The sequence below is a fragment of the Alteromonas australica genome, assembly GCF_000730385.1.
Classification (GTDB): domain Bacteria; phylum Pseudomonadota; class Gammaproteobacteria; order Enterobacterales; family Alteromonadaceae; genus Alteromonas; species Alteromonas australica.
Genome location: NZ_CP008849.1, coordinates 2891215 through 2913884, shown reverse-complemented (window position 1 = coordinate 2913884; position 22670 = coordinate 2891215). Strand labels below are relative to the sequence as shown.

Annotated in this window: 19 protein-coding genes; 7 read left to right on the top strand and 12 right to left on the bottom strand. The window is 44.8% G+C overall.

Features of this window, described 5'->3' with window-relative positions:
* Window positions 1–9: 9 nt before the first annotated feature.
* The 5 genes from EP13_RS12930 to EP13_RS12910 are packed head-to-tail and all read right to left on the bottom strand — an operon-like array spanning window position 10 to window position 6719.
* Window positions 10–1071: a GNAT family N-acetyltransferase gene (locus EP13_RS12930; RefSeq protein WP_052364394.1), complete on the bottom strand. Its 1062-nt coding sequence runs from the start codon at window positions 1069–1071 to the stop codon at window positions 10–12.
* Window positions 1071–2096, bottom strand: a complete 1026-nt coding sequence (locus tag EP13_RS12925) for a polysaccharide deacetylase family protein (RefSeq protein WP_044057649.1) — start codon at window positions 2094–2096, stop codon at window positions 1071–1073. Before EP13_RS12925 ends, EP13_RS12930 begins: the two co-directional genes overlap by 1 nt.
* Window positions 2089–3198: a glycosyltransferase gene (locus EP13_RS12920; RefSeq protein ID WP_044057648.1), complete on the bottom strand. Its 1110-nt coding sequence runs from the start codon at window positions 3196–3198 to the stop codon at window positions 2089–2091. The genes EP13_RS12925 and EP13_RS12920 overlap by 8 nt, the downstream gene beginning before the upstream one ends.
* Before the next feature lie 3 nt (window positions 3199–3201).
* The gene (locus EP13_RS12915; protein WP_081869504.1) at window positions 3202–4164 is read right to left on the bottom strand and encodes a glycosyltransferase; all 963 of its coding nucleotides are present in this window, start codon (window positions 4162–4164) and stop codon (window positions 3202–3204) included.
* The gene (locus tag EP13_RS12910) at window positions 4161–6719 is read right to left on the bottom strand and encodes a hypothetical protein (protein WP_044057647.1); all 2559 of its coding nucleotides are present in this window, start codon (window positions 6717–6719) and stop codon (window positions 4161–4163) included. The genes EP13_RS12915 and EP13_RS12910 overlap by 4 nt, the downstream gene beginning before the upstream one ends.
* A gap of 189 nt (window positions 6720–6908) precedes the next feature.
* Between EP13_RS12910 and EP13_RS12905 the strand changes: the two genes are divergently transcribed.
* Together EP13_RS12905 and EP13_RS12900 are read left to right on the top strand one after the other, a co-directional pair.
* A complete protein-coding gene (locus EP13_RS12905) occupies window positions 6909–8105 on the top strand; it encodes a TIGR03087 family PEP-CTERM/XrtA system glycosyltransferase (protein ID WP_081869503.1) in 1197 nt (398 codons plus the stop codon).
* Window positions 8102–8686, top strand: a complete 585-nt coding sequence (locus EP13_RS12900; RefSeq protein WP_044057646.1) for an acyltransferase — start codon at window positions 8102–8104, stop codon at window positions 8684–8686. The genes EP13_RS12905 and EP13_RS12900 overlap by 4 nt, the downstream gene beginning before the upstream one ends.
* Here EP13_RS12900 and EP13_RS12895 read toward each other — a convergent pair.
* From EP13_RS12895 to EP13_RS12885, 3 genes are read right to left on the bottom strand one after another with little or no spacing between them, the layout of a single operon-like run.
* Window positions 8673–9824 carry a GNAT family N-acetyltransferase gene (locus EP13_RS12895; protein ID WP_081869502.1) on the bottom strand — a complete coding sequence of 384 codons (1152 nt, stop codon included), beginning with the start codon at window positions 9822–9824 and terminating at the stop codon, window positions 8673–8675. The genes EP13_RS12900 and EP13_RS12895 overlap by 14 nt on opposite strands.
* Window positions 9825–9838: 14 nt before the next feature.
* Window positions 9839–10636, bottom strand: a complete 798-nt coding sequence (locus EP13_RS12890) for a YdcF family protein (protein ID WP_044057644.1) — start codon at window positions 10634–10636, stop codon at window positions 9839–9841.
* A 57-nt stretch (window positions 10637–10693) separates the two neighbouring features.
* Window positions 10694–11521, bottom strand: a complete 828-nt coding sequence (locus EP13_RS12885; RefSeq protein ID WP_044057643.1) for a PEP-CTERM/exosortase system-associated acyltransferase — start codon at window positions 11519–11521, stop codon at window positions 10694–10696.
* A gap of 152 nt (window positions 11522–11673) precedes the next feature.
* Here EP13_RS12885 and EP13_RS12880 point away from each other — a divergent pair, with 152 nt between their 5' ends.
* Window positions 11674–12447, top strand: coding sequence for a S1 family peptidase (locus EP13_RS12880; protein WP_231497865.1), 774 nt, complete (start codon window positions 11674–11676; stop codon window positions 12445–12447).
* Between the two features lie 37 nt (window positions 12448–12484).
* On the opposite strand, the gene EP13_RS12875 is transcribed toward EP13_RS12880, so the two are convergent.
* A complete protein-coding gene (locus tag EP13_RS12875; protein ID WP_044057642.1) occupies window positions 12485–14116 on the bottom strand; it encodes an FAD-binding protein in 1632 nt (543 codons plus the stop codon).
* 277 nt (window positions 14117–14393) lie between these two features.
* Between EP13_RS12875 and EP13_RS12870 the strand changes: the two genes are divergently transcribed.
* Genes EP13_RS12870 through EP13_RS12855 form a run of 4 tightly spaced genes read left to right on the top strand, consistent with a single transcriptional unit; the run spans window position 14394 to window position 17236 of the window.
* The gene (locus tag EP13_RS12870) at window positions 14394–15011 is read left to right on the top strand and encodes a hypothetical protein (protein WP_196898755.1); all 618 of its coding nucleotides are present in this window, start codon (window positions 14394–14396) and stop codon (window positions 15009–15011) included.
* 2 nt (window positions 15012–15013) lie between these two features.
* Entirely contained in the window at window positions 15014–15229 is a 216-nt protein-coding gene (locus EP13_RS12865; RefSeq protein WP_044057640.1) for a hypothetical protein, read from the top strand.
* The gene (locus EP13_RS12860) at window positions 15226–16098 is read left to right on the top strand and encodes an HprK-related kinase A (RefSeq protein ID WP_044057639.1); all 873 of its coding nucleotides are present in this window, start codon (window positions 15226–15228) and stop codon (window positions 16096–16098) included. The genes EP13_RS12865 and EP13_RS12860 overlap by 4 nt, the downstream gene beginning before the upstream one ends.
* A complete protein-coding gene (locus EP13_RS12855; protein ID WP_052364392.1) occupies window positions 16091–17236 on the top strand; it encodes a nucleotidyltransferase family protein in 1146 nt (381 codons plus the stop codon). The genes EP13_RS12860 and EP13_RS12855 overlap by 8 nt, the downstream gene beginning before the upstream one ends.
* Before the next feature lie 53 nt (window positions 17237–17289).
* On the opposite strand, the gene EP13_RS12850 is transcribed toward EP13_RS12855, so the two are convergent.
* From EP13_RS12850 to EP13_RS12840, 3 genes are all read right to left on the bottom strand, one after another.
* Entirely contained in the window at window positions 17290–19461 is a 2172-nt protein-coding gene (locus tag EP13_RS12850; RefSeq protein ID WP_044057638.1) for a malate synthase G, read from the bottom strand.
* A gap of 98 nt (window positions 19462–19559) precedes the next feature.
* Complete coding sequence (locus EP13_RS12845) at window positions 19560–20504, bottom strand: LysR family transcriptional regulator (RefSeq protein WP_044057637.1); 945 nt, start codon at window positions 20502–20504, stop codon at window positions 19560–19562.
* A 256-nt stretch (window positions 20505–20760) separates the two neighbouring features.
* The gene (locus EP13_RS12840) at window positions 20761–22356 is read right to left on the bottom strand and encodes an isocitrate lyase (RefSeq protein WP_044057636.1); all 1596 of its coding nucleotides are present in this window, start codon (window positions 22354–22356) and stop codon (window positions 20761–20763) included.
* Between the last annotated feature and the right edge of the window lie 314 nt (window positions 22357–22670).

The window sequence follows — 22670 nt, the reverse complement described above, 5'->3', positions numbered from 1 at the left end:
TATTAATCCCTATAAACTGATATAAGGCCGAACATACGCGCCCGCTTTTATCGTAAATTCTAAAGGAAGCTTTCTCCAAATACTCTCCATCAAAGGTCGAAATTTACTGGTAGAGGGAGACGTATCTGAGCCGAGTTTTTTATTGTCAGCCCCTAGGGATTGCCAATTCAGCGGTTGAGGCACTGCCCCCCACTGCTTTTTAAATTTGTAAGTCCCTTCTTCGAAGGAAGAGCGCCCAAAATCAAAGGTATCAATACCTGAGTCGGCACAATGGGCGAGTAACGACCAATAAAGTAGCATGTTTGGTGCTAATTTGTTGAATTCACGCAATGTTGATGCCCATGGAATAGAAGCTTTATTTCCATTGATTATGACCAAGCCTGCACCTACGGGCATGTCGCCCTTGTAAACGACACTCACTATGCAATTTTCGTCGTACGCGGCAAGGACACTCTCGAACCACCCTAAGGCGTGTACAGGAGAGCCTAGGTCGCGCATGTTAACTGCGTACACGCGATAAAAGTGTTTGAGTAATTCAGGCGTTTTGCCAAGGGTAACCGTAAGGCCATTTTTCTCGGCTTTTCGAATTTGGCTTCTTAACTTTGATTTGAAAGACGCCATTAAGGTGTCACTCGACTCGGGCAGGGATAGTAGCATTCTCACTTTATGGCCTGCTTGAATGTCTTGCCCGGGGGGTGTTGATTCGGCTTGTCGTATCTCTAACTTTCTACATCCCGCGTTTGCCATTTTAGTGTGCAGGAAGTGCTGCATGTCTTGTAATACCTCGGCATTATCGGCAATACCGTATCCCACATCGCAATAAGGCAGCGCACATATTTGTTTGCCCCAAAACGGCGTTTTCATGAACACAGCGGGGAACAGCCCAACGACTTTCTGAGTTTTAGGGTGCCTAGCAATAACGCCAAGGGGTTTGTGGCCATAGGCATGCTCCACGGCTTCTAGCCAAGCATACTTGTGATAGGCAGTCGTTGATTCATGGGTCAAACTATATGCATCCCAATCAGCCTTGTCATTCAGTGAAGCCGTTGAAAGTTGTGCATCAGATTGCATTATGACGATACCTTTTCAATGCTCACAACACCGTTGTGGGAAGGTTGATTCGCTAAAATAATACGCGCTTCTGAAATGGTACAAAAACGCACATTTGCTTGGGTATTTAAATGATTAACAACACGTTTCATTCGTTCGCATATGCGTGAGCATGCATTGTCTACCTCTAATAGGCCTGTCACGCCATCAATTAAACTGGAACTGTGTAAATACATATGAATAACGGGTTGTTGCTTTTCCAAGCTTTGGTCAACCAGGGCAATCATATCTTCTGTTTTGGTTAGCTCTGGGCTTAAATAAAGTTTTCTCAATAACTTACTGTGCCACAGCACACCTATCACTTTTAGCCAGTTGAATGGCGGCTTAGACAGTGCGTTGTGAACGCGCTCACCAAGGTTATAATTTTTTACGTTAAAGCCAGCCGTTACTGGCAGCTCTAGAATCTGTCTTTGCTGTCCTGGGGCAAGGGCATTTTCAAAAGAAGGCCAGTAGGGCTTTTCTGGTGCCCCTATACAGCTAAAATAGTCATTTTTGTAAAAAGGGTAAACGCTTGAGTCAATCTTGTAGCCTCTAGACGCCAATAAACGTAAAGTCTTTGCATTGATTCCCCAACGCCCGCTTCTAAACGACTCTGGTTTAATACTGAATTTTTCCCACAGCAGGGTGTTTAGCGCGTCTAGTTTGGCAACCACCTGCTCGTGAGGAAGGTTAATGACATGGGACTCTGCTTCGGTGGTCTTTCCAAAATAGGGCGGGTTACACCAAGGGTGTAAATGGGCGCCGATTTCAGCTTTTCGGTCCTCTACGAACTCTCGAAGAATAGTGCTGCCTATATTGTTGCTTGCCACTGCATAGTCAACAAAGTAGGTGGGGCGTATGCCTAACGTTTCACAAAAGGCCTGAAAAGCGGGAAGCTTTTCCACATTTTCTAAGGAGAAGTCACGATCGGGAAAATCGTCATTGTCCCAATGCCATTCTTCTTCCGTGTCTATTGTTAAAACAAATAAAACATCCTGTTTAGGCATCTACTTTCTCTTTTACCAATTCTTCAAATAACACCATGTATTCATCGGCCATCCTTTTTGCCGAGAAATTTGCTTCTACAAAGGCTTTAGCATTGTGGGCCAATGTTGCAGCATATTCGCTATCGTTTAACAGGGTTTCCCAGTCTTTTTGCAGTTGTTCTTTATCATGTAGCGGCGCTAGCAAGCCAGATTCTTGGTGTGTAATGAGTTGGTCAATACCTGCAATATCATACGCAGACACTGGAATTTCCATCGCACACGCTTCCATTAAACAGCGTGGAATACCTTCTAGCGTTGATGTCATTACAAAAAGGTCAAAGTCACGTAATAGCTGAAGCCTATCGTTTCTGAAACCTAAAAATTGAATACTGTCCTTACTTGCCAGTGTTTTGCTATATTCCTCTAGAGAGGGGCGTTCTTCGCCGTCGCCTAAGAGGACTAGCTCAATGTCTTGGCGTTTTTGGTACAAATCATTAAAGCAGTCCAAGATAGCGGTTATGTTTTTTCGGCTTATCATTTGGCCAACAAAGCCGATGGTTTTTTTCTGGGGCTTAACGCCGGATTTTGTTAATCTCACGGCTTCAACTTCCGACAAGTCTACACCGTTTTGAATGTAGGCCAATCTGTCTTTGCTGACGTTATACTTTTCTACGTCACGCATGAGTTGCTTTGACAGCGGTACCACTTTGTCTGCAAATCGCATAGATTGGCAGCCTATCCATATAAACAAGCGCAGTTTTAAGTCGGCGGCATTTTCAAACCCATGTGGGGTGACCACACAGGGAATACCTGCTTTTTTAGCTGCCATGACACCCAGAATATCCGACTTGTACCCATGGGTGTGAATCACGTCAATGTCTTGCGCTTTTATCAATGCGGCTAACTTATTTACTGCAGAAAGGTCAAATCTGCCTTTCATGGGAATAGCGTGAGTATGGCCAATTGCACCAAACTGTTTAACGAGTTCGAGTTCTTCGGTGCCGGGTTCTAAGGTTACCACTAACTCACTGGTAACATGGCGAGGCAAGTGCTTGGCAAGCGCTAATACCCAACGCTCAGCGCCGTAGAAACCTGTTGAACAAATAAACTGTAATACTTTCATAAGTTATTTATGCGAACTGGTGTATACCGAGCCGCTTACTCCTAATACGGTCCCTATGGCTCTAGCCGGGAAGTAAAGTAGATAAAAAAGGGCGCAATGAACAATGGATACTTTTTTTCCGGTCAATTTTTTCAGTCGAGCCGTGTATAGCAGCATAACCAGCAGCATACAGATAAATAAAAAAGTCGCCGCTTCATATTGCGTGAATACTAAGGCTAGGCAGGCTAATAGTAGCCCTCCCGTTACCGCGAATGGCGCAATAAAACTGGGCCATTCCCTCATAGGGATTTTTCTGCCTTTTAGTGAAGCAATATTACTCTGACCACGCCATACTTCTTTTTTCCACATTGGAACAAAGGCTTTATCTTCGCCAAGGTGGATATAGTGTGTATTTGAGGTGTAATACAGCCTTCCGATATTGTTTACTTTATCAGTAAAATAATAATCTTCACAGGTCATAAGGTGCTCTGGAAATTGACCGGCTTTGAAAAAGGTACTTCGGTGCAAAAAGAGATTGCGCCCAGGCAAAAAGCTAACATCAGTATCGAGTTCGGCGTTAGTCAACGCAGTGCGTATTGTTTCCAGTGGCGGTGCATCCCTACTATCTATTTGCATCGCACTGACTAAAGCCGCACTCTTTTCTTGAAGGGTGCAAAGCATAACGTCAAGCCACTCATTGGCTAATTCAACATCTGCATCAAGAAACGCGAAATACTCTCCTTTTGCCGCACTGGCCCCTAAATTTCTTGAGTGTGAAATGGTATTTGCCGCGTCATTGTATATAACCCGCAAAGGCATCGATTTAGTCAATTCGTTTAGTGTTTGCGAACAATCTGAATTTTGACTAACGACAATGACTTCATAGCTGTTGGCTGGGGCCGTTTGATTGGCGATGCTCTCTAGCGTTCGAATCAGCATTTCCTCACGGCCTTTGTGAGGAATAATAAACGAGGTGATGATACTCATGGTTTGCCCAACCACTTTTGTGTTTGCACAAAGCGTTTTACAAATTGTTGTCGCTCACGTTGAAATGAAAAGTGTCGCAAATGTCGAGCAAAGTACTTCACTACGCTATAAGGCTGCCTATGTGTTATGGCAGATTCGTTTGGCTCGTCACGGGTTACCTTACGTGCTTGTTTGGGTTCTATTTTATAGGCCTCGTAGTGTGCATTTTGCATCATTAAACACAAAACGCGAGTGGTGGAGGTTTCGTGGTGGTTTTTCAGTCGCGCTAAAATCGTATCTTTTAATAGATGTATTTTTTCCATGACTCTTTTAGCGTCACTCTCGCGTAACAAGCTTGCTGCAAAATGCAGTACGCAAAGCTTTCTCAAATCCTGACCACTCCACGTTTGATTGGGAAACTCGAGGATCTCGGGTTTGTCTAGATAGGCATACTCGTTATCTAGCATCCAACGGGCGTAATGTTGCAAAGATTTTACCGCGTAGTCGTAGTCACTATCCAAGGTGTTGAGTTGTGTCTTAATCTGTATAAATCGGCACACTGCTTGAAGAAATACCGTATAGAACCAAGTATTTTCCACATCCTCGAGATGCCTAGAGGTAATGTCATCCTGGGGGGAGACCGTGTGACGTATCACGTGTGCGGCACTATCTATTTCGGACTGCGTGCCCAAAAGTTCAAATCGGTCAAATAACGCGTGAAGGTAGTTTCCTGTTCCTCGATCAAGGGGGTAGGTATTGGTCTTTACGCATTTTAGCCCGGCAGAACCGCTGTTTTTCAAGGCGAGAAGGGCGCCAACCATTGTGCCATCACCTTCGTAGTAATGTGTTAGCCAATGTGTAATTGAAAGGGCCGCTTTCTTAGAGGTGGGGCGGCCAGTCAGTAAGTAATGTAGCGCCAAACCACTGGTGTAACCATGTTGGCCGCCAGGTCCTCCCCCGCCGGCGTGGTCTTCATAGACATGGCTGGGTTGTCGTTTGGAATAGGTTCTATGGGTGGCGGTACAGGCTTGTACGTAATGGTCGGTGTGCCAAAATAAGCCACCATTGTATTCAGGTTTGTCCTTGTCAGTATGATAAACGTCAATATCAGCAACATGTTTCGCCAAGGCATCGGCGAGGGTAAACCATGCGCGCTCTCCGGTTAAAATCCACTGACACAGCATGCCAAAGATAGGATCGTATTGATTGTTGTAATGTGAAACGAAAATATCGTTGTCGCTGTTTAGCGCGGTTTCGTGATCAGCGTATAACTCGCCAAAATGACGCCAACCAAATTCATCAATGACTTCCCGTTTATGGAAAAATGATGTGTCGCCTCTAATACCGTATTGAATTAAATCATGAAACTCGTTGGTTGTATCAGGCAAAAAGCTGATTGCTTTGCTGGCGGCAACCCATTCTTTATTTAGCCTAGTTTCAGCATCACTGACGGGAGTGTGACAAAGGCTAATGTCTCGGGTTTTTTGTTCGCCAGGCTGTAATTCAATGGGGTCGGCAAAACGTGAGCCCAGTAAGCTCATGTCTATTGAGGTGGGGGTTGCCACAATCGACGAAGGAAAGTTCTGCCAAAAGTCTTTCACCGTTAACATGCTGCGGGTTTGGTGTGGGGATGCTTGCATGTTCACCCTTGGCACGCACTGCCGCCCTTCGTCCACGAGATGGCCATCTTTGTGCACGCGGTAGCCGCAAAACGGTAATGGAACTTTGTTGTCTCTATTTACGTGGTTGGGGCTATTCCACCGTGGCTTTCCACTTGATGCTTGGAAAACCGATAATTGGTCACAGGCATCGAGGGAGTAGGTGTGTTCGTTAATGAGCAAAGACGCTTGGTTGAAGTCTTTTATACACAAACCTAGCTCAAAAATGTCAATGGAATTCGGGTCACCTAAATCCCACTGGCCGTGAGGGTGGCTAGCGGCGGCTGGGTTGGTTATTGAAATGCTCCCTTTTACCGTTCCGTCGTCCAAAAACAGCGTGTACTGGGCATTCACGTCAAGTTCTATGTGAGTGCCTTCATTTAAAGTGGCGCATTGCTGAATACGAACTGCTTGATAACCTAATGGGTTATCAAGCAGTTCGTAGTCGGTGACTACATTGCTAACGTGGGTGTCTAATGTTTCATTGGCCGTTAGGGAATAAAACTGGGTGTGCAGTTTGCTGGAATACGTTAGTGCCATTAATTGCTGGCCATGCACGTTCACCCAATCACCGTTTTTCAACTGAATGTGAAGGTGTTCGCTTTCCTCTTTTACTGGCAAGGCGTGATTGATGGGGGGGCGATGACTTTTGGCAATTGATACTGCAACACAAGGCCTGTTGTCGCTTAGGACCTCCGCGTCGCATAGCCCCTCTACGCTTAGCCATTTAATTGAGCCATCAGGCCATAATTGATTGACGGTGATGACACTGTTCGTCATGACCTGATTATTGCCGAGCGCCTCCAGCCTATCGGTCACTTGCCACTTGCCTTGGGGGCAAGGTGTACCCAATTTAAAATAGGTACGTGAGAAACCTTCGAAAGACGAAGCTTGGATAGAAAAAACATTTTGCGTCATGACTTTATAACAACTATTAGCTCGTCCATGAATCAGAAAGGCGCATGATAAATTAGCGTTGATGAACCTAGTATGCCAAGGAGAAGTCTAATTGAATAGTATAAAAGTGCATGCCGTTGCTTTGACCTTCGAATATCTTCAACGTACTATCCTGCAAGACTCTCAATTTACGTCAACATGGAAAGCGAAATGCTGAAAATGAGTGTGGTGGCGCAGCGCGTTCCCTATCCGCCTAACAAGGGGGAGAAACTAAGGACATACCATCAAATTGCGCGGTTAGTGCAATTAGGCTATGGCGTTACGGTTCATGCACTGCAAGACAATGAACAAGATATCGCCAACGCTAAGGCATTGAGCAAGACTCTGGGCATTGACGTTCATACCTACCCATTGAAAGCTAAGTGGCGACGCTACCTTTGGTCGCTTGCCCGTGGACAGGCACTCAGTGTGGGGGCTTTCTACAGCAAAGGCTTGCAGGCAAAAGTGAATGACTTGCTCAAGGGGCAAGAAGATGTCGTGCTCTTTTCCGCTTCTAGCTTAAGTTACTACGTGTTTTCTGGTGCAGACCGTGAAGGTAGCCCTCATTTGTTGATGGATTTTATGGATGTGGATTCTGATAAATGGGCGCAATACGCTTCCATGGCCTCGTTCCCCATGTCTTGGGTTTACCGTCGAGAAAGCGCGAAAATTAAGGCGCTAGAGATAAAGACAAATCAACAGTTTGTCCAAACCTTCTTAATTGCAAACGAAGAGGTCACGCTCTTCCATAATAAGGTTTGCCACCACAAAGACGTTAAAGTTTTGGGTAACGGTTTAGATTTTAAGCGTTTTTACCCTGCGAATACCGAAGAACGAAACAGTGCCGAGAATTTTCTTTTTACTGGGGTTATGGATTACAAACCGAATATTGATGCTGTTTGCTGGTTTGTCGAACATTGTTGGCCCGCGATTAAAACACACATGCCGCAAGCTACCTTCACTATCGCGGGGATGAACCCGTCAGAAAAAATAAAAGCATTGGCGAAAGACAAGAGCATTCAGGTTACAGGGTTTGTAGATGATATTTTACCCTATTTTCACAAAGCCACGGCATTTGTCGCCCCTTTTAGAATTGCGAGAGGCGTGCAAAATAAAGTCCTTCAAGCATCGGCGTGCGCCCTGCCTATTATCACCACCTCGATGGGCGCAGAAGGGATCTCATTCGCCTCTGAGCAGACAATGTACTTGGCCAACACTGATGAAGAGTTTATTGCATCGTGTATTGACGTAGTTAATAACCCCGCGGGTGCGAATCAAAAAGCGCAGCAAGGCTATACTGCCATTCGAGAGGCCTATAGTTGGGAACAGCAACTAAAGCCGTTAGAGGATACATTAGCATCACTATGAAAAAGATAATAAAAACTGCTTTTTTTACGCTATTTGCTTGTCTTATGCTGCCTATTGTGGCGCTCTTTTACTTGCTAGCTTTGGGGGGGAATAAAGATGAATTACTCGCAAGTTTCAGCCAGGGATTGTCCCTGATCCCTGGCAAAATCGGTTGCTATTTAAGGTCGGCATTTTACCGCTTTACGCTTACGCACTGTGCGCCTAATGCACTGGTTGGGTTTAATACTCTGCTGTCCCAAACCGATTGTACCATTGAGCAAGGTGTATACGTGGGGCCGCAAGGCAACATAGGCTCTTGTCGCATTGGTGCTAACACCCTGTTGGGCAGTGGAGTACATGTAATGAGTGGCAAAGGGCAGCATAATTTCGAGCGTAACGATGTGCCTATTAAAGACCAAGGTGGACACTTAACGAAAGTTGATATTGGTAGCAACTGTTGGGTGGGGAACGGTGCATTAATCATGGCTGACATAGGTGATGGCAGTGTTATCGCCGCTGGCTCAGTGGTTGTTGATGCTATCCCCGCCAATGCCATTGCTGTGGGTAACCCTGCGAAAGTCATAAAGTTTAGGGGGGAGTAGTCGCTTTTCTAGTGACAGCATGCAGCGCTTTCTTAATGCCGCTCCAACTTTTATCAATCAGTCTACTCAACCAAGATGGATTAACCAGGGTAAGGGTTGCCATGGTATACCCTTCGTTGCTAAGGCTTTTTTTGTACCGAAAGTCACCTGCCATAAAATCGTAAGCCTCATAGCCCTGTGCAGCAAAATGCGCCATGGCAAGAAAATGCAAAACATGCCCTGGTTTTACTTTATTCGTCGCAATTTCTTCGTTTACCCCCGCGCAATAAAAATAGATATTACGTTCATCTTTTAAATAGTAGGCATAGCCTAGTAATGTGCTCCCTGCGGTGACTTTTATAAGCGCAACCCTATCAGGAGATTGTGATATCAGATGAGTATGATGGGCAACAAAATAGGGGTTTTGAAAGCCACTGCCCTCGTCTGTGCCGCTCCATTTCAAAATATGCAAAGGGGATAGTGCCGAAAAGTAGTCACGCTGTTCACTATGTTTTGCTTCAGTGAGCGTGATGTGACCGAAGGTGGAAGTAATTGCGCGCTGAGTTCTTCTCATTTGCTGGCGAGAGTTGGCCGAGAGCGCGTTATATAAATGCGTCTCTATGTCTTGTTTTGCCCCTGGCAGCTTATGTCGATACGCCAGAGTCACTAGCGTTGAGTATGTTATGTTATTTTGCTGGCACACCTGTTCCCAGGGCGCTGTTTTATGACACATAGACACGGTTAGCTGTAAATTTCGATACCGTTTGAAAACAAGTGCGATTAGCGCTTTTATACAGCCGTGCTTCATCGTATCCGGGCAGATGATATCGTTGAATTCTACCCATACTTGGTCTGATTTTGTGTGGCCGCTTTGGTTAACAAGTGATACCTGAAAAGGCAAGTAAGGCTTTATTGCTCGTGTACCCAACAAGGTATATCCCACAGGCGCGGGGTCACCATGATGTTTACCCACAGTATAGAAAAGTACTATGTCAGGGAGTGTAGGTAAACTCGCCAGCCAACTCAGTTGCCAATCATCTGTAAGAAAAACGGAAGTGTCACTTTTGTAGGTCAGCGAGGAAATTATCTGCTGAGCCTCCTCTCGGCTTTCAGGGCTTACACGTTTTGCGATGATGGAAATAGAATGCATTTTTCTCATATTAAACAATAGTGCTATTGAGGAATTAAATAGAGCTTCGCCAGTGCGAAGTACTCATAAAACGCGTGCTGGCAACTCGTGAGGGCACTCAAAGAGGGCAAAGTTACACTGGGCGTTAAGTTGCCATTACTGTGAAAATCGACAGGTTGATACCAAATGTTTTCTCCCAGCGGTTCATACAAAATAGATAACCGGGTTAGGTGCGTTGCTGAAGAGACCACCCAAACATCCCCTTGTTGATAAAACCCTATCACTGCTTTTACTTCTTCATAGGTGTTTTTCCCATTAGGAAGCGCAATGAGATCTTCTTGCGGAACGCCAAGAGAGACAAAAAAATCGACGGCTTTGAGTGCGTATTCAACTTCTTTTTCACGCAGAAAGTTGCCCCCTGTCACGATGATTTTTGCTTTTCCTGCCGACGCGGTATAAAGCCTGTAGGCCTCAATGTTGCGCTGTAGTGAACATTCAGACCAGCGACTAACTTCGGTCATATTACCCGAGGTGTTGTAGTAGCAAGCCAGAACATGAATGTAGTCTGGGCTAGCTGAGTTTTGTTCGACATCGCCATGGCTATTCTTATCAATAGAGATGTTTTGGCCAGAGGTTCTGAACGTATGCTCCAAGGGGTATAGCATGAGATCGGCAAAAAAAGTCTGAGAGCAAAGTGCCAGCCAAATAAAGGCAGAAAAACGGAAAAAACGAGAGGTTTTACGCGCTCGAGTAAATGCAAGTATCCAACCAATGGTGAGAAACAATAAAGCGAGGGTGAGGGGTGAAGTTAAAGCAACAACAATACTTTTTATGATATCCATGCTCGACTACACATTATTCCCGATTGTTGGCGCTAGTAGTGAGCGCCGCCAGCTTCACTAATACTCTTGCGCTAACTTTGCCACAATATCATCACGCATAACAGCGAAACCGCCAGACAGGCCATATTTTAACGCCTTAAGATCAACATGGTGCGCGGCCCGCTGGCCGTGGTAATCAATAACTGGGCCTATTTGTTTAAATTTAATCCCTACGAGGCGCATATTTTTTGCAAGCCTTGGCTCAACCATCACGTAAACATGTTCAATGCCTTCTTGAATGATCAACGCGGTGGCGGTGAGATATAAACCCACGGCTATGAAGGGGAAGCAGCGCAACTCTGTTTGTGAAAAGGTACTGGGGTTCAGTTTACCCACTTCGGCACCAGAAAAGTGATCCATACTTCTTCTTCTAAAGTGAGCGGGAATGGCTAACCGAGATATTTCACAAATAGACGAGCGTTCAAAATTTGTAGGTAATAAGGCGTCATTGGTAATGGCATGCATACAATATTTTTCAATGGGCAATAATTCTGATTCCAATGTGGGCCTAACCATACGCACTGTACCTGCTATGGTATCTGATGATACGTGGCGTATTAAGCAAGGAATAGAATAGGCGTCAAATTCATCGCTTTCTTGCCTATTAGGGCGGGTGGCTTCAAGCTTTAGCTCTTCACAATACACGCTATGCCTAATGCTATAACTCTGTGCTTTTAGGGCGCGAGACGAAGCAATAACAGGCAACAGATACTCAGAAAAATGCGTGGCAATCTGATTGGCTTCTCTGTATTTACTGTATCCCTTAATCGCTTTGCCTAATTTGTTTTTAGTGCCGACTAAGTGACTCAAACGTTCCAACACGGGTTTATTCGCTTTTCCATCCATAGCGCTATTTAAACTCTAACTGGTTTCATCACATACTCATTCAGTCTATCAGAGTTTGTTCTAATTTCGACCAATATTAGCAAAGGCTTAATTTAATTAATAATCGGTTATACTGAGCTGAGTATTACTTCCTCACGTAAATAGGTGCCTTAGTGTTTAAATCATTCTCTGCGCGTTTTTTCATGTTACTTAGCCTCTTGGCGCATGTTTCCTTTGCTGAAGCTGAAGAGGCTTCTTTTCCCAAAGTGGTAGAATCAGTCTCATCCACCGTGGTTGCTATTGGTATTTACAGCCCACTTAAGCAAGCTGGTAACCAAATTCGTGGCACAGGGTTCGTCGTTGGCGATGGCAAATGGGTTATTACCAATCATCATGTGGTCGACGAGGTTTTGGATCCTAGCGTGGTGGAATATTACGTGGCCGTGCATGGGAAAGGAAAGCAGGTTAACGCGCTAAAGGCCACTATTGAGGCGGTTGATATTAAACACGATTTAGCGTTATTGCGAATAAATGAAGCCTTACCAGCCGCAACCTTAAGTTCGCAAGCTATCTTGCCTGCAGGGCACGAAATTGCAATAACAGGCTACCCAATAGGCGCAGTGCTTGGCCTCTATGCAGCCACCCATCGAGGCTATATTGCTGCGGTGACTCCTGATGCGTTGCCCAATGCGAATTCCAGTCAGTTAACGGTGGATATGCTGGCGCGGCTGGAAAACGCCGACTTAGTTTATCAACTCGATGCTACAGCTTACCCGGGTAATTCTGGCAGCCCACTTTATTTGCCTAAAACAGGTGAAGTGATTGGCGTGATTAACAAGGTGTTTATTACAGGCGGTAAGGAGTCGGCCATTAGTACTCCTACAGGCATTAGTTATGCAATCCCTGTTAAGCATGTACATGCGTTACTACATAGGGTCGGCAACTAGTGTATTTTCTAAGCCGATATGGCTGCCACTAGGCCGCTTACGAAAGAGGATTGTATCGCGTAGGGCTTAGCACAGCATTAGGATCCAGCGCTTTTGCGATTTTTCCTGCGGTTTGCCAGCATACTGCATTTTTGTCTAACTGCCTTTGCTGTTTGATGTTTAACCGGTAAGGTACGAACCCTCGTTTAACCCCTTCTGCAAACAGGGCATCTAAACAGGCGTGTGCGTCAGCTTTGGCTTTCTCGTTAGTCAGGTCGAATATTATGGGTACAGTACTGTCTATATTATGTGCCGACATATGAGTAAAGGTAATTAACGGTTCAATATTGTATTTCACCGTTGTACTACGCACCATGTCAATAAATGAAGTCATGGCGTCTTTGTTTGCAGGTATGAGCGGGGCATACCATAGCAATCCACATTTATCTTTTGCGGGGTGTAAAGTTTTACCTGCCTCAGCGGTATAACTCGGGTTGCGCCAGTACGCTAGCGGAAGCGCAATTTGGTTGGGTTTCCCCAGCATGATTTCAGTGGCGGCAGTTAAACTATCAAGCTGCTTACGGACCGGCGTCAAATAGTGTGAGGGTAGCAGGCTGCAAACGTGCTTTACACTTTTTATCAATAAGGAATTTGAGAAGAAGCACTTATCTGCTAGCCCTTTAACGGTGCGCTTTACTTCTTTTTTAGCAGCCTCCACTATTCCTTTGCTGCCGTAGAGCGTTCCTACCACTGTCCATTCGGGTATATCATGGGCGTCGCTAAGGGCGTTTTTCTGGCTCTCTGACATAACGGCATGTTTATCTCTACCTTGGGGATTGTCAGCTACCATGGCACTGACTCTTGATTTATCCATTAAGTTAATACCGCCCACCACACCATGCAAACAACAATAGAGTTGTTGAATACTTTCATAGGCGCGTTCAAAACTGGCGTCGCCATAAAACCGCAAATAAAAGGAATCAAATCCTGCCGGGCGTCGTGCTAGGCTAAGCGAAACCTCAGTGACCACCATATTGCCGGATTGCGTAAAGAGTCCATCAAGATAGGGGCCATGCTTCCACTTGAAGGCTTTATCGACTAATTGGGCGTCGCTTTTATCCATCGCGCTCAGTGAGGAGGTATAATAGTCACCGTTGGGTAAAACGCCTTCAACACGAGTGATGGCGGAAAAATGATCGGCAATAGGGGTTATGCCATAGCCTCGCTCAAGGGCATTGGCCAAAATGCTGCATGATGGACCGGCGCCTGTGACGGGTACCATAAACGGGTAATTATTTTCTTCAAGGTAGGTAAAAAGTTGCTGCTGAGTAACGCCGGGCTCAATGGAACATAAGCCTGTATTAGGGTCGAAATAGGTAATTTCGTTGAGTTCAATGAGCGACAATAACACCACTGGCTTATCGGAAAAATTAGGCGTGGCACTACCATATCCCCAATTTTGCCCCGTGCTTATGGGGTATAGCGTAAAGCGAGTTACGCGACTAGCCACTTCGTTGGCTAAATGAATTAACGTTTGAATGGCGCGTCTGCTTTTTACCGTTACTGTGCAAACCACAGGCTGCTCAAACCCCTCTGTCCCCTCGATGGGTGAATCTGGCACGGAAATCTCCGCTTCATTTCCTAAGCGAGATGTGAGTAAACTCACAATAGCATCATTCAATACGTCCATTTTTCGCACATGCCTCATTCTAGGTTATTCGCCCACGTTAAACTAAAGTCATCTTTACGGGTAAAGCGCAACTCGATTACTATATCAATGAATTGAAAATAGATTGAGAAGATTGTCTATTTTCTTTACAAATCAAATCTGGGAAAAAACTTAGTTGTTGTTTATCAATGATTTGTTTTTGTGGCCTTGTATTTGCTTAAACGCATAATGGTGGTTTTTCTTCTACGCCTATGAGTGCCGAAGTAAGAAGTTAATTTGAAATAGGTAGAGTACAGCAGTGATGGATGCCAAGAAACAAGAAACAACGCAAAGCAATAGCGTAAAGGAACGTCGTACCTTTGTTAAAAAAGCTATGGCTGGTAGTGTGTTGGTTTCACTTCCGTTAAAAGGAGTGTGGGCAGGTAATCACGGTAACGTTGGCGTAAACACCTCTGCTGCGGCATCGGGAAACGGCTCTGGCGGAAGCAGTGTGCAATCTTGGAATCTAGAAGGTTACGATTACTGGAAATATAGGTTGCCTTCTCATTGTAACTACAGCGATTTCAACGATGTTTTCGGCGTTAAGGCGTACAAAGGATATTCGTACGACTATTATCCTCAGTCAAATCAATACGGTAGTTGGTACACGTTTAACGAGTCTATTTATAAAGTAATGAAGCCTGAAAGAAACAAATATGTCGGCCCAACAAATTATAATAGATTACTGATTGCATTGTATCTCAACGCCAGTGAACACGGAAAAAATGGTATCTATTTTCCTATTGTGGATGGTGTGAACTATTCAAGCGCGACCGAATTTGCCAGGGAGTTAGTTTCTTGGTCGTATTCGAACCCTGGCCATTGGGCACCAAAATTTGCAAGCTTCATTGATGATCCTGCGTCGTTCTTCAGTTAGTCGTGCAACTTAAAGTTTATGAAAATATTGTGCTGCACTGTTTTTCTGACGAAAGTGGTGTGCTTTTCTACAATACAGTAACAGAAGAATCTCTATTAGTGGCTTGTGAGCATTGCAAGCTAATCGAGCAAAATAAGCCTAGTGGCGAACGTTGGATAATGACATCTAACGACGACGTTAGGCATAAACTCACCGCCCTTGGCTTCGCTACCTCGTGACGTACCGCTTTATTTTATCCTGTGCCCCCTACACATTCGAGGTTTCTACCGAGTTTACGAATGTGGCAGAATTCTTACGCGCATTGTATGGCTCTAGACTAATAGAGCCTGCTCATTATCACGGTTTTATTGATTACAAAGTTTCATTGAGTAATACCACAGGAATGCGTGCGTTGGTGAAGCCTCAGGCCCGTTTTCTGTTTGAGGGAATAGAACCCTTTAAGCCTTTTTCAGTGCAGCAGGGCCATGCTTTAATAGAGTGGGGACTCAATTGGGTTGTTTCCTCCCAAGAATTTTCTTATGTCATCATTCACGCAGCGGTGCTCGCCAAGGGCGATAAAGCCATTGTTTGCCCTGCGCTTTCAGGTTCAGGCAAAAGCACCTTAGCGGCCTATTTGTCTAGAAATGGTTGGCGCTTACTATCAGATGAAATGGCGCTAATCTCGCCTAACTCCTCAACCGTTACCCCTTTCGTCCGGCCTATCTGTTTAAAAAATCACAGTATTGATCTGGCTAAACGTTGGTTTCCAGATGCATTTTTCTCTAAAGTGGCGGTCAATACCCACAAGGGAGATGTTATCCACTTGCGCCCAGACCCGCACTCAATAGAGCATTCGACAACACCTGCACAGGTGGTAGGCGTGATTTTCCCTAAGTACAACCAAGACACATTTTTGGATGTTTACAAAATTGATAAAGCGGGATGTTTCCAAGGGTTAACGCAAAATGCCTTTAACTATGGCATTTTAGGTAAAGACGGGGTGTCATCCCTCATAAATATTGCAGAAACAAGTCAGTGTTTTGAAATTCACTATAATGACATGGCTGAGGTCAATAGGTTTTTGTCTGAGGTGGTAGAGGGTGAGTAGTGTAAATTGCAATGACAAAGAAGCTTGTAGCAAGGGGGACTTAAGCAAAGCGTCTATTATCACGTTTTTTAAATCGCCCGATGCATTGCGCCACATGTCTTTGAAGCAGTGGAATGATTTAGTCTTCATTTTGCGTGCAGAGAATATGCTTGCTCGATTTTATGCTCTACTTGTACGGCACCACATGACGGCAATTATTCCCAAACTGGCGCTAAGGCACTTTATTAACGCTTACCGTATGAGTGCAAAACAAAATAACATTACGGCCAAAGAAGCGTTGTCGCTTACCACATCATTATCTGAACAATCTGCATTTGTGGTGTTTTTGAAAGGGGCGGGATATGCAGTTTCAAATAGTCCGGCTTCCATGGGGCGGAGTTATTCAGATATCGATATTCTTGTTCCTCAAAAACAGTTAGCTAGCGTGGAGTCATTTCTCACTATGTTTGGTTGGGTTAGCGCGGAACTAGAAGATTACGATGAGCAGTATTATCGCAAATGGGCACATGAAATCCCCCCCATGACCCACCACTCTCGAGGCACGGTTTTAGATATTCACCATAATCTTATTCCTCCAGTCACTGGAATACACTTTGATATAAATGGCTTTGTGGATGAGTATCAAGAGAAGGTGAATGGGGTGACTGTGCTTAAAGATGTCGCCAAGTTTTACCACAGTGCTATCCATCTTTTTTTTAACGAAGATATGAGCAGCGCTTTTAGAGACATGACCGACTTATACCTGCTTGCTACATCAGGTGATAGTCAGCCTTTTTTTAATGATGTATTGTCGATTGCCACTAACTATGGCTTTGAAAGAGAGCAAATGTTAGCAATTTATTTTCTTAATAGGCAGTATGGTGTCGCCGTTCCTGACGAGTTAGCAGCACGCTTAACACAGATGGAAAAAGGGTTGAGTGGCCTAGAAATTAAGTTGCTTTCACACTTGGTTTTGCCAAAGCATGCATTGTTGAAGGGTGGGGACGTGGGCATGTTGCAATTGATAGGGGAAGTAAGAGGCCATATGAAAAAAATGCCGCCCCATATTCTCACTTATCACCTTATCATGAAAAGCTATCGTGGCCTTGCGAAGTTGTTGTTTGGTAAACACGTATTTCTAAAAGAAGAACAGAAATAAAAAACCGCTTTAATATAATGCGGTTTTTTCGTTGCTAGCCAGTTGCGTATTTTTTAATTGGCTAGTTTTGCCTTCATCTCACGTCGACGGGCATGCAGTAGGGGTTCAGTGTAGCCACTTGGCTGTGTTTTACCCTCAAAGATCAAGTCGCTTGCCGCTAAGAAACCAATAGAGCTTTCAAGGTCTGGCGCCATAGGAATATACTCAGAATCATTGGCGTTTTGCTCATCCACCAATACTGCCATTTTGCGTAGTGAGTCTTTTACTTGCTCTGCGGTCACTATGCCGTGCTCTAGCCAATTTGCGATATGCTGCGACGAAATGCGCAATGTGGCTCTGTCTTCCATTAAGCCAACGTTGTTGATATCAGGCACTTTTGAGCAGCCCACCCCTTGATGTACCCAACGCACAACGTAGCCTAGAATACCTTGTACATTGTTATCTAATTCCCTTTGAATAACGTCTGATGTTAGGTGCTCAGTACTGTCTAGTAATGGAATTTGTAAGATGTCGCTTACGCCGTCAAATGCTATATCTAATCCTTGCTGAATGCCGAATACATCAACTTCGTGATAGTGTAAAGCATGCAAGGTAGCGGCTGTTGGTGAAGGAACCCACGCTGTATTCGCACCTGATTTAGGGTGGCCAATTTTAGCCTTCATCATGTTGGCCATTTCATCTGGAATGGGCCACATTCCTTTTCCTATTTGCGCCCTACCTGATAACCCACATCTAAGCCCTACCGCTACGTTTGCAGTTTCATAGGCTTTAATCCATGGCATAGCTTTCAAAGATGCTTTATCAGCAAATGCGCCGGCTAACATGGAAGTGTGGATTTCATCACCTGTTCTATCCAAGAAACCTGTGTTAATAAATACGACGCGAGACTTCGCCGCAGCAATACAAGCTTGAAGGTTAACGCTGGTGCGGCGTTCTTCATCCATAATACCCATTTTCAGTGTGTTTTTAGGCACGTCGATAATAGGTTCAATGGCTTCAAACAATGCGTCAGAAAACGCCACTTCTTCTGGACCATGCATTTTAGGCTTTACAATATAGATGCTGCCTTCACGGCTATTTTTAAATGCACTATTGCCGAGCAAATCGTGTTTGGCGATAAGCGATGTGATTAGCCCATCCATGATCCCTTCAGGCACTTCATCGCCATCAAATAGCATGGCATCATTGGTCATTAAGTGACCGACATTTCGCACAAACATAAGGCTGCGGCCACTGACACAAACTTCTTGGCCTTGTTGGGCGCTGTGGTAAATTCTATCTTCGTGCATGGCACGAGTAAGTGTCTTGCCGCCCTTGTTGATATCAATGCTTAGGGTGCCTTTCATTAAGCCTAGCCAGTTACTGTACACCAGCGTTTTATCTTCAGCATCTACCGCAGCCACAGAGTCCTCACAATCCATAATTGTTGTAAGCGCCGCCTCTATTGCCACATCTTTTACGTTAGCAGGGTCGGTTTTACCGATTGGATGTGTAGCATCTAGTTGAATCTCAAACCTTAGACCATTGTGTGTAAACAGCAGAGCGTTGGGAGCATTGGCGTCACCTTGGTAGCCCAGCCATTGAGAGGGTGTGGCTAACGCAGATTTCTCGCTGTTGCCTAACTGGATAGATAATTCGCCCTGTTTAATGGTATAAGCAGTGACATCTGCGTGACTCCCCTGAGTTAAAGGAAGCATTTCATCTAGATACGCTTTTGCTTTCACTACCACTTTAGCGCCGCGAACTGGGTTATATCCCTTTGTGGCTTCAGCACCACCTTCATCGCTAATAACGTCAGTACCGTAGAGGGCATCGTAAAGGCTGCCCCAACGAGCATTCACGGCGTTAAGCGCATAACGGGCATTATTGATAGGCACCACAAGCTGTGGGCCGGCCATGGTCGCTATTTCAGCGTCAACGTTTGTAGTGTCAGCATTGACGTCTGCGGGTTGTTCTACGAGGTAGCCAATGTCTTTTAAAAACTGTGTGTAGGCTTGGCCTGAAACTGGATTTCCCGCTTTGTGGTATTCATCAATTTTGTGTTGTAGCTGTTCACGCTTTTCTAGTAGGGCGCGGTTTTGAGGTATGAATGTGGCGAACAGGTTTTCGGCACCTTGCCAAAAAGACGTAGGTGAAACGCCAGTGTCTGGGAGTGCGTGCTGGTTGATGAAGGCATCTAGCTGTTCAGCAACCTGCAAGCGTCCGTAAGTAATATAATTTTGCATAACTACCCCTATACTTATTTTGTGCTACCAGTGTAGAGAGTATAGAGGCAGTTTTTTAATTTATGGTTCCTATTTCTGCCATAAATTTCATGAATGAACTAGTTGCCATTCATTTCAGATGCAACGTCACTAATAAGACGTCGTAACCAAATATGCCCTGCATCATGGTGCAACAACGCGCTCCATGCCATTTTCAGTGCTATAGGAGGGATATCAAACGGAGGTTCCTTTACCACTACATCAGGGTCGTCTTTAAACAATTTTGCAGCTTTACTCGGCAAGGTGGCAATAAGCTTTTGGGTTTTGGCAATTTGTAATGCCGCGTGATAGTGACGGGTGAACACTCTAATGGCCCGTTGTTTACCGATTTTCGTCAATTCTGCATCTACCCATCCGAGTTTTTGTACTTCGTTAGGGTCAATACCCACGCCTACACCAAATCCAGTTTTGCTCACCCAAATATGCTGTGCGCTCAGGTAGCTTTCCAAATCACACCTTTCCACTAATGGATGATCGGAACTCATGACGCAACTGAACGTGTCATACCAGATAACTTTTTGGTGAAAAGAAAGGGGGAGTTCATCGAATCGGTTGATGGCCATATCCACTTTTCCCTGCTCCACATCGTGGAATGTCACATCACTAGGTGTAATTAAGTCTAGGGTAATGTTGGGGGCTAGGTTGGCTAATCGGCCAACCAACTCAAGTAGCAATGTACTTTCCGCATAATCACTGGTCATGATACGAAACGTACGATCACTGGTAAGAGGGTCGAAATCGGTTTCTGGCTGTATGGAACTCTCTAAACGACTTAGCACATCTCGTATAACAGGTTGCAGTTCTAAAGCGCGCTTAGTGGGCGTCATACCATCACTGGTTCGAACAAGTAGAGGATCTTTAAACAGATCTCTTAGCCGTTTAAGGCCATTACTCATTGCCGGTTGAGTGATACTTAATTGGTTTGCTGCCCGTGTAACGCTTCCTTCACGAAGTAAAACATCTAAGTACACTAATAGGTTGAGGTCGACCTTTGCTATATTCATTGTTGTAATGCTCTCAATAAGCCCAATTAGACAAGGCTATTATACGGGCTTTTTACTTGCTTGTCAGATAACCATTTGGTCTTAGGTTTACCTATGGCTAATTTTTTAAGTATATGTAATGTATGGCTATTTGTTTGTTTTTGAATTGGTGCTAATTAACTGAGCTTAAGCATGGAGATGTATTACAGCGATAAATGAAGTGAATGAAAAAACGGGCACCTTGGGGTGCCCGTGACAAAGGTTGGGATACCTTTTGTTAAACGTCGAATTGGTTCATGGTGTTATCTTCACCTGACGCTTTCAATGCAGCTTCGCCAGAGAAGTACTCTTTGTGAGTATCACCTAGATCAGAGCCTGCCATTGCTTGGTGCTTAACACAGGCTAGGCCTTGGCGAATTTCTTGACGTTGAACGCCTCGAACATAGGCCAACATACCTTCTTCACCAAAGTAACCTTTCGCAAGATTATCCGTTGATAGTGCTGCGGTGTGGTAAGTTGGAAGGGTGATAAGGTGGTGGAAGATACCCGCTTCGCGAGCCGCATCAGCTTGGAAGCTCTTAATTCTTTCATCTGCTTCTACAGCCAACTCGGTGCTATCATAATCGGCTGACATCAACTTATCACGGTCGTAGCTAGATACATCTTTACCTTCTTCTACCCATGCATCAAATACTTGTTGGCGGAAGTTAAGTGTCCAGTTGAAAGAAGGCGAGTTGTTGTAAACGAGTTTAGCATTTGGTACTTGTTCACGAATTGCGTTAACCATTTCAGCAATTTGACCGACATGAGGTTTTTCAGTTTCAATCCAAAGTAAGTCTGCACCGTGCTGAAGTGACGTAACGCAGTCAAGTACAACGCGGTCAAAGCCGGTATTTTCTTTAAAGCGGAATAAACCGTTAGGTAAACGTTCAGGCTTAACTAATTGCCCACCCTGTTTAATCACAAGGTCGCCTTCACTCAAATCCTCTGCACCTGCAACGGGTGTTGTTTGCAAGAATGCGTTGTACTGTGCAGCAAGATCGCCTTCAGAGGTAGATACTGGGATTTTTTGTGTGAGACCAGCACCGAGTGAATCCGTTCTCGCCACAATGACACCGTCGTCTACACCCAATTCTAAGAAGGCATAACGAACCGCATTAATTTTCGCTAAGAAGTCTTCATGTGGGACAGTCACTTTACCGTCTTGGTGACCACATTGTTTTGCGTCGGATACTTGGTTTTCTATTTGAATACAGCACGCGCCAGCTTCAATCATTTGCTTAGCCAGTAAATAGGTGGCTTCTTCGTTACCGAAACCCGCGTCAATATCGGCAATAATAGGTACAACGTGTGTTTCGTAGTTGTCTATTTCGGCTTGTATCGCTGTCACGTCGCCGCCGTTAGCCTTAGCATCGTCGAGCTTATGGAAAAGGTCACCCAATTCTCTCGCATCTGCTTGGCGAAGGAAGGTGTAGAGTTCCTCGATGAGTGCAGATACCGATGTTTTTTCATGCATAGATTGGTCTGGTAAAGGGCCAAATTCTGAGCGAAGTGCCGCAACCATCCAGCCTGAAAGGTAAAGGTAGCTTTTGCTTGTTGTGCCTTGATGTTTTTTAACCGACAGCATTTTTTGCTGCCCAACAAAGCCGTGCCAGCAACCTAGTGATTGCGTATATTGAGAGGAATCTGCATCGTATTCAGCCATATCTTTACGCATGATGCTAGCTGTGTAGCGGGCAATGTCTAAGCCGGTCTTAAAACGATTTTGCACCTTCATTCGTGCAGCATACTCTGGATTAATACCTTCCCACGTGCCTTTTGAAGCAGCTTTTAAGGTAGCGAAGTTATCAATGTCTTGTTGATATTGCGACATGAGCGTTTCTCCCGACTATAATTAAAATTCTTTAGGTTATTAGGGTCACGCAGTAGGGCGTTTCCTTAAGTTCCATTTCATCCTAGAGAACCGATTGAGATAATAGAAATATATAATTTGCATTGCGGTCATTTATTTGGTGAATGTTGCTATGCGGTCGGTGCGAGAATTGGCGTCTTGAAACCGCATTTGGGAGTGAAAGAGAGAAAAGGATATTCGTAAAAAATGCGGCTTTGTCTATTCTTTATGCAGTTTATTAGCACAAAGGGTAATAGGCTTACCCGCAAATGCGAGGTACCTTAAAGCATTTGTGC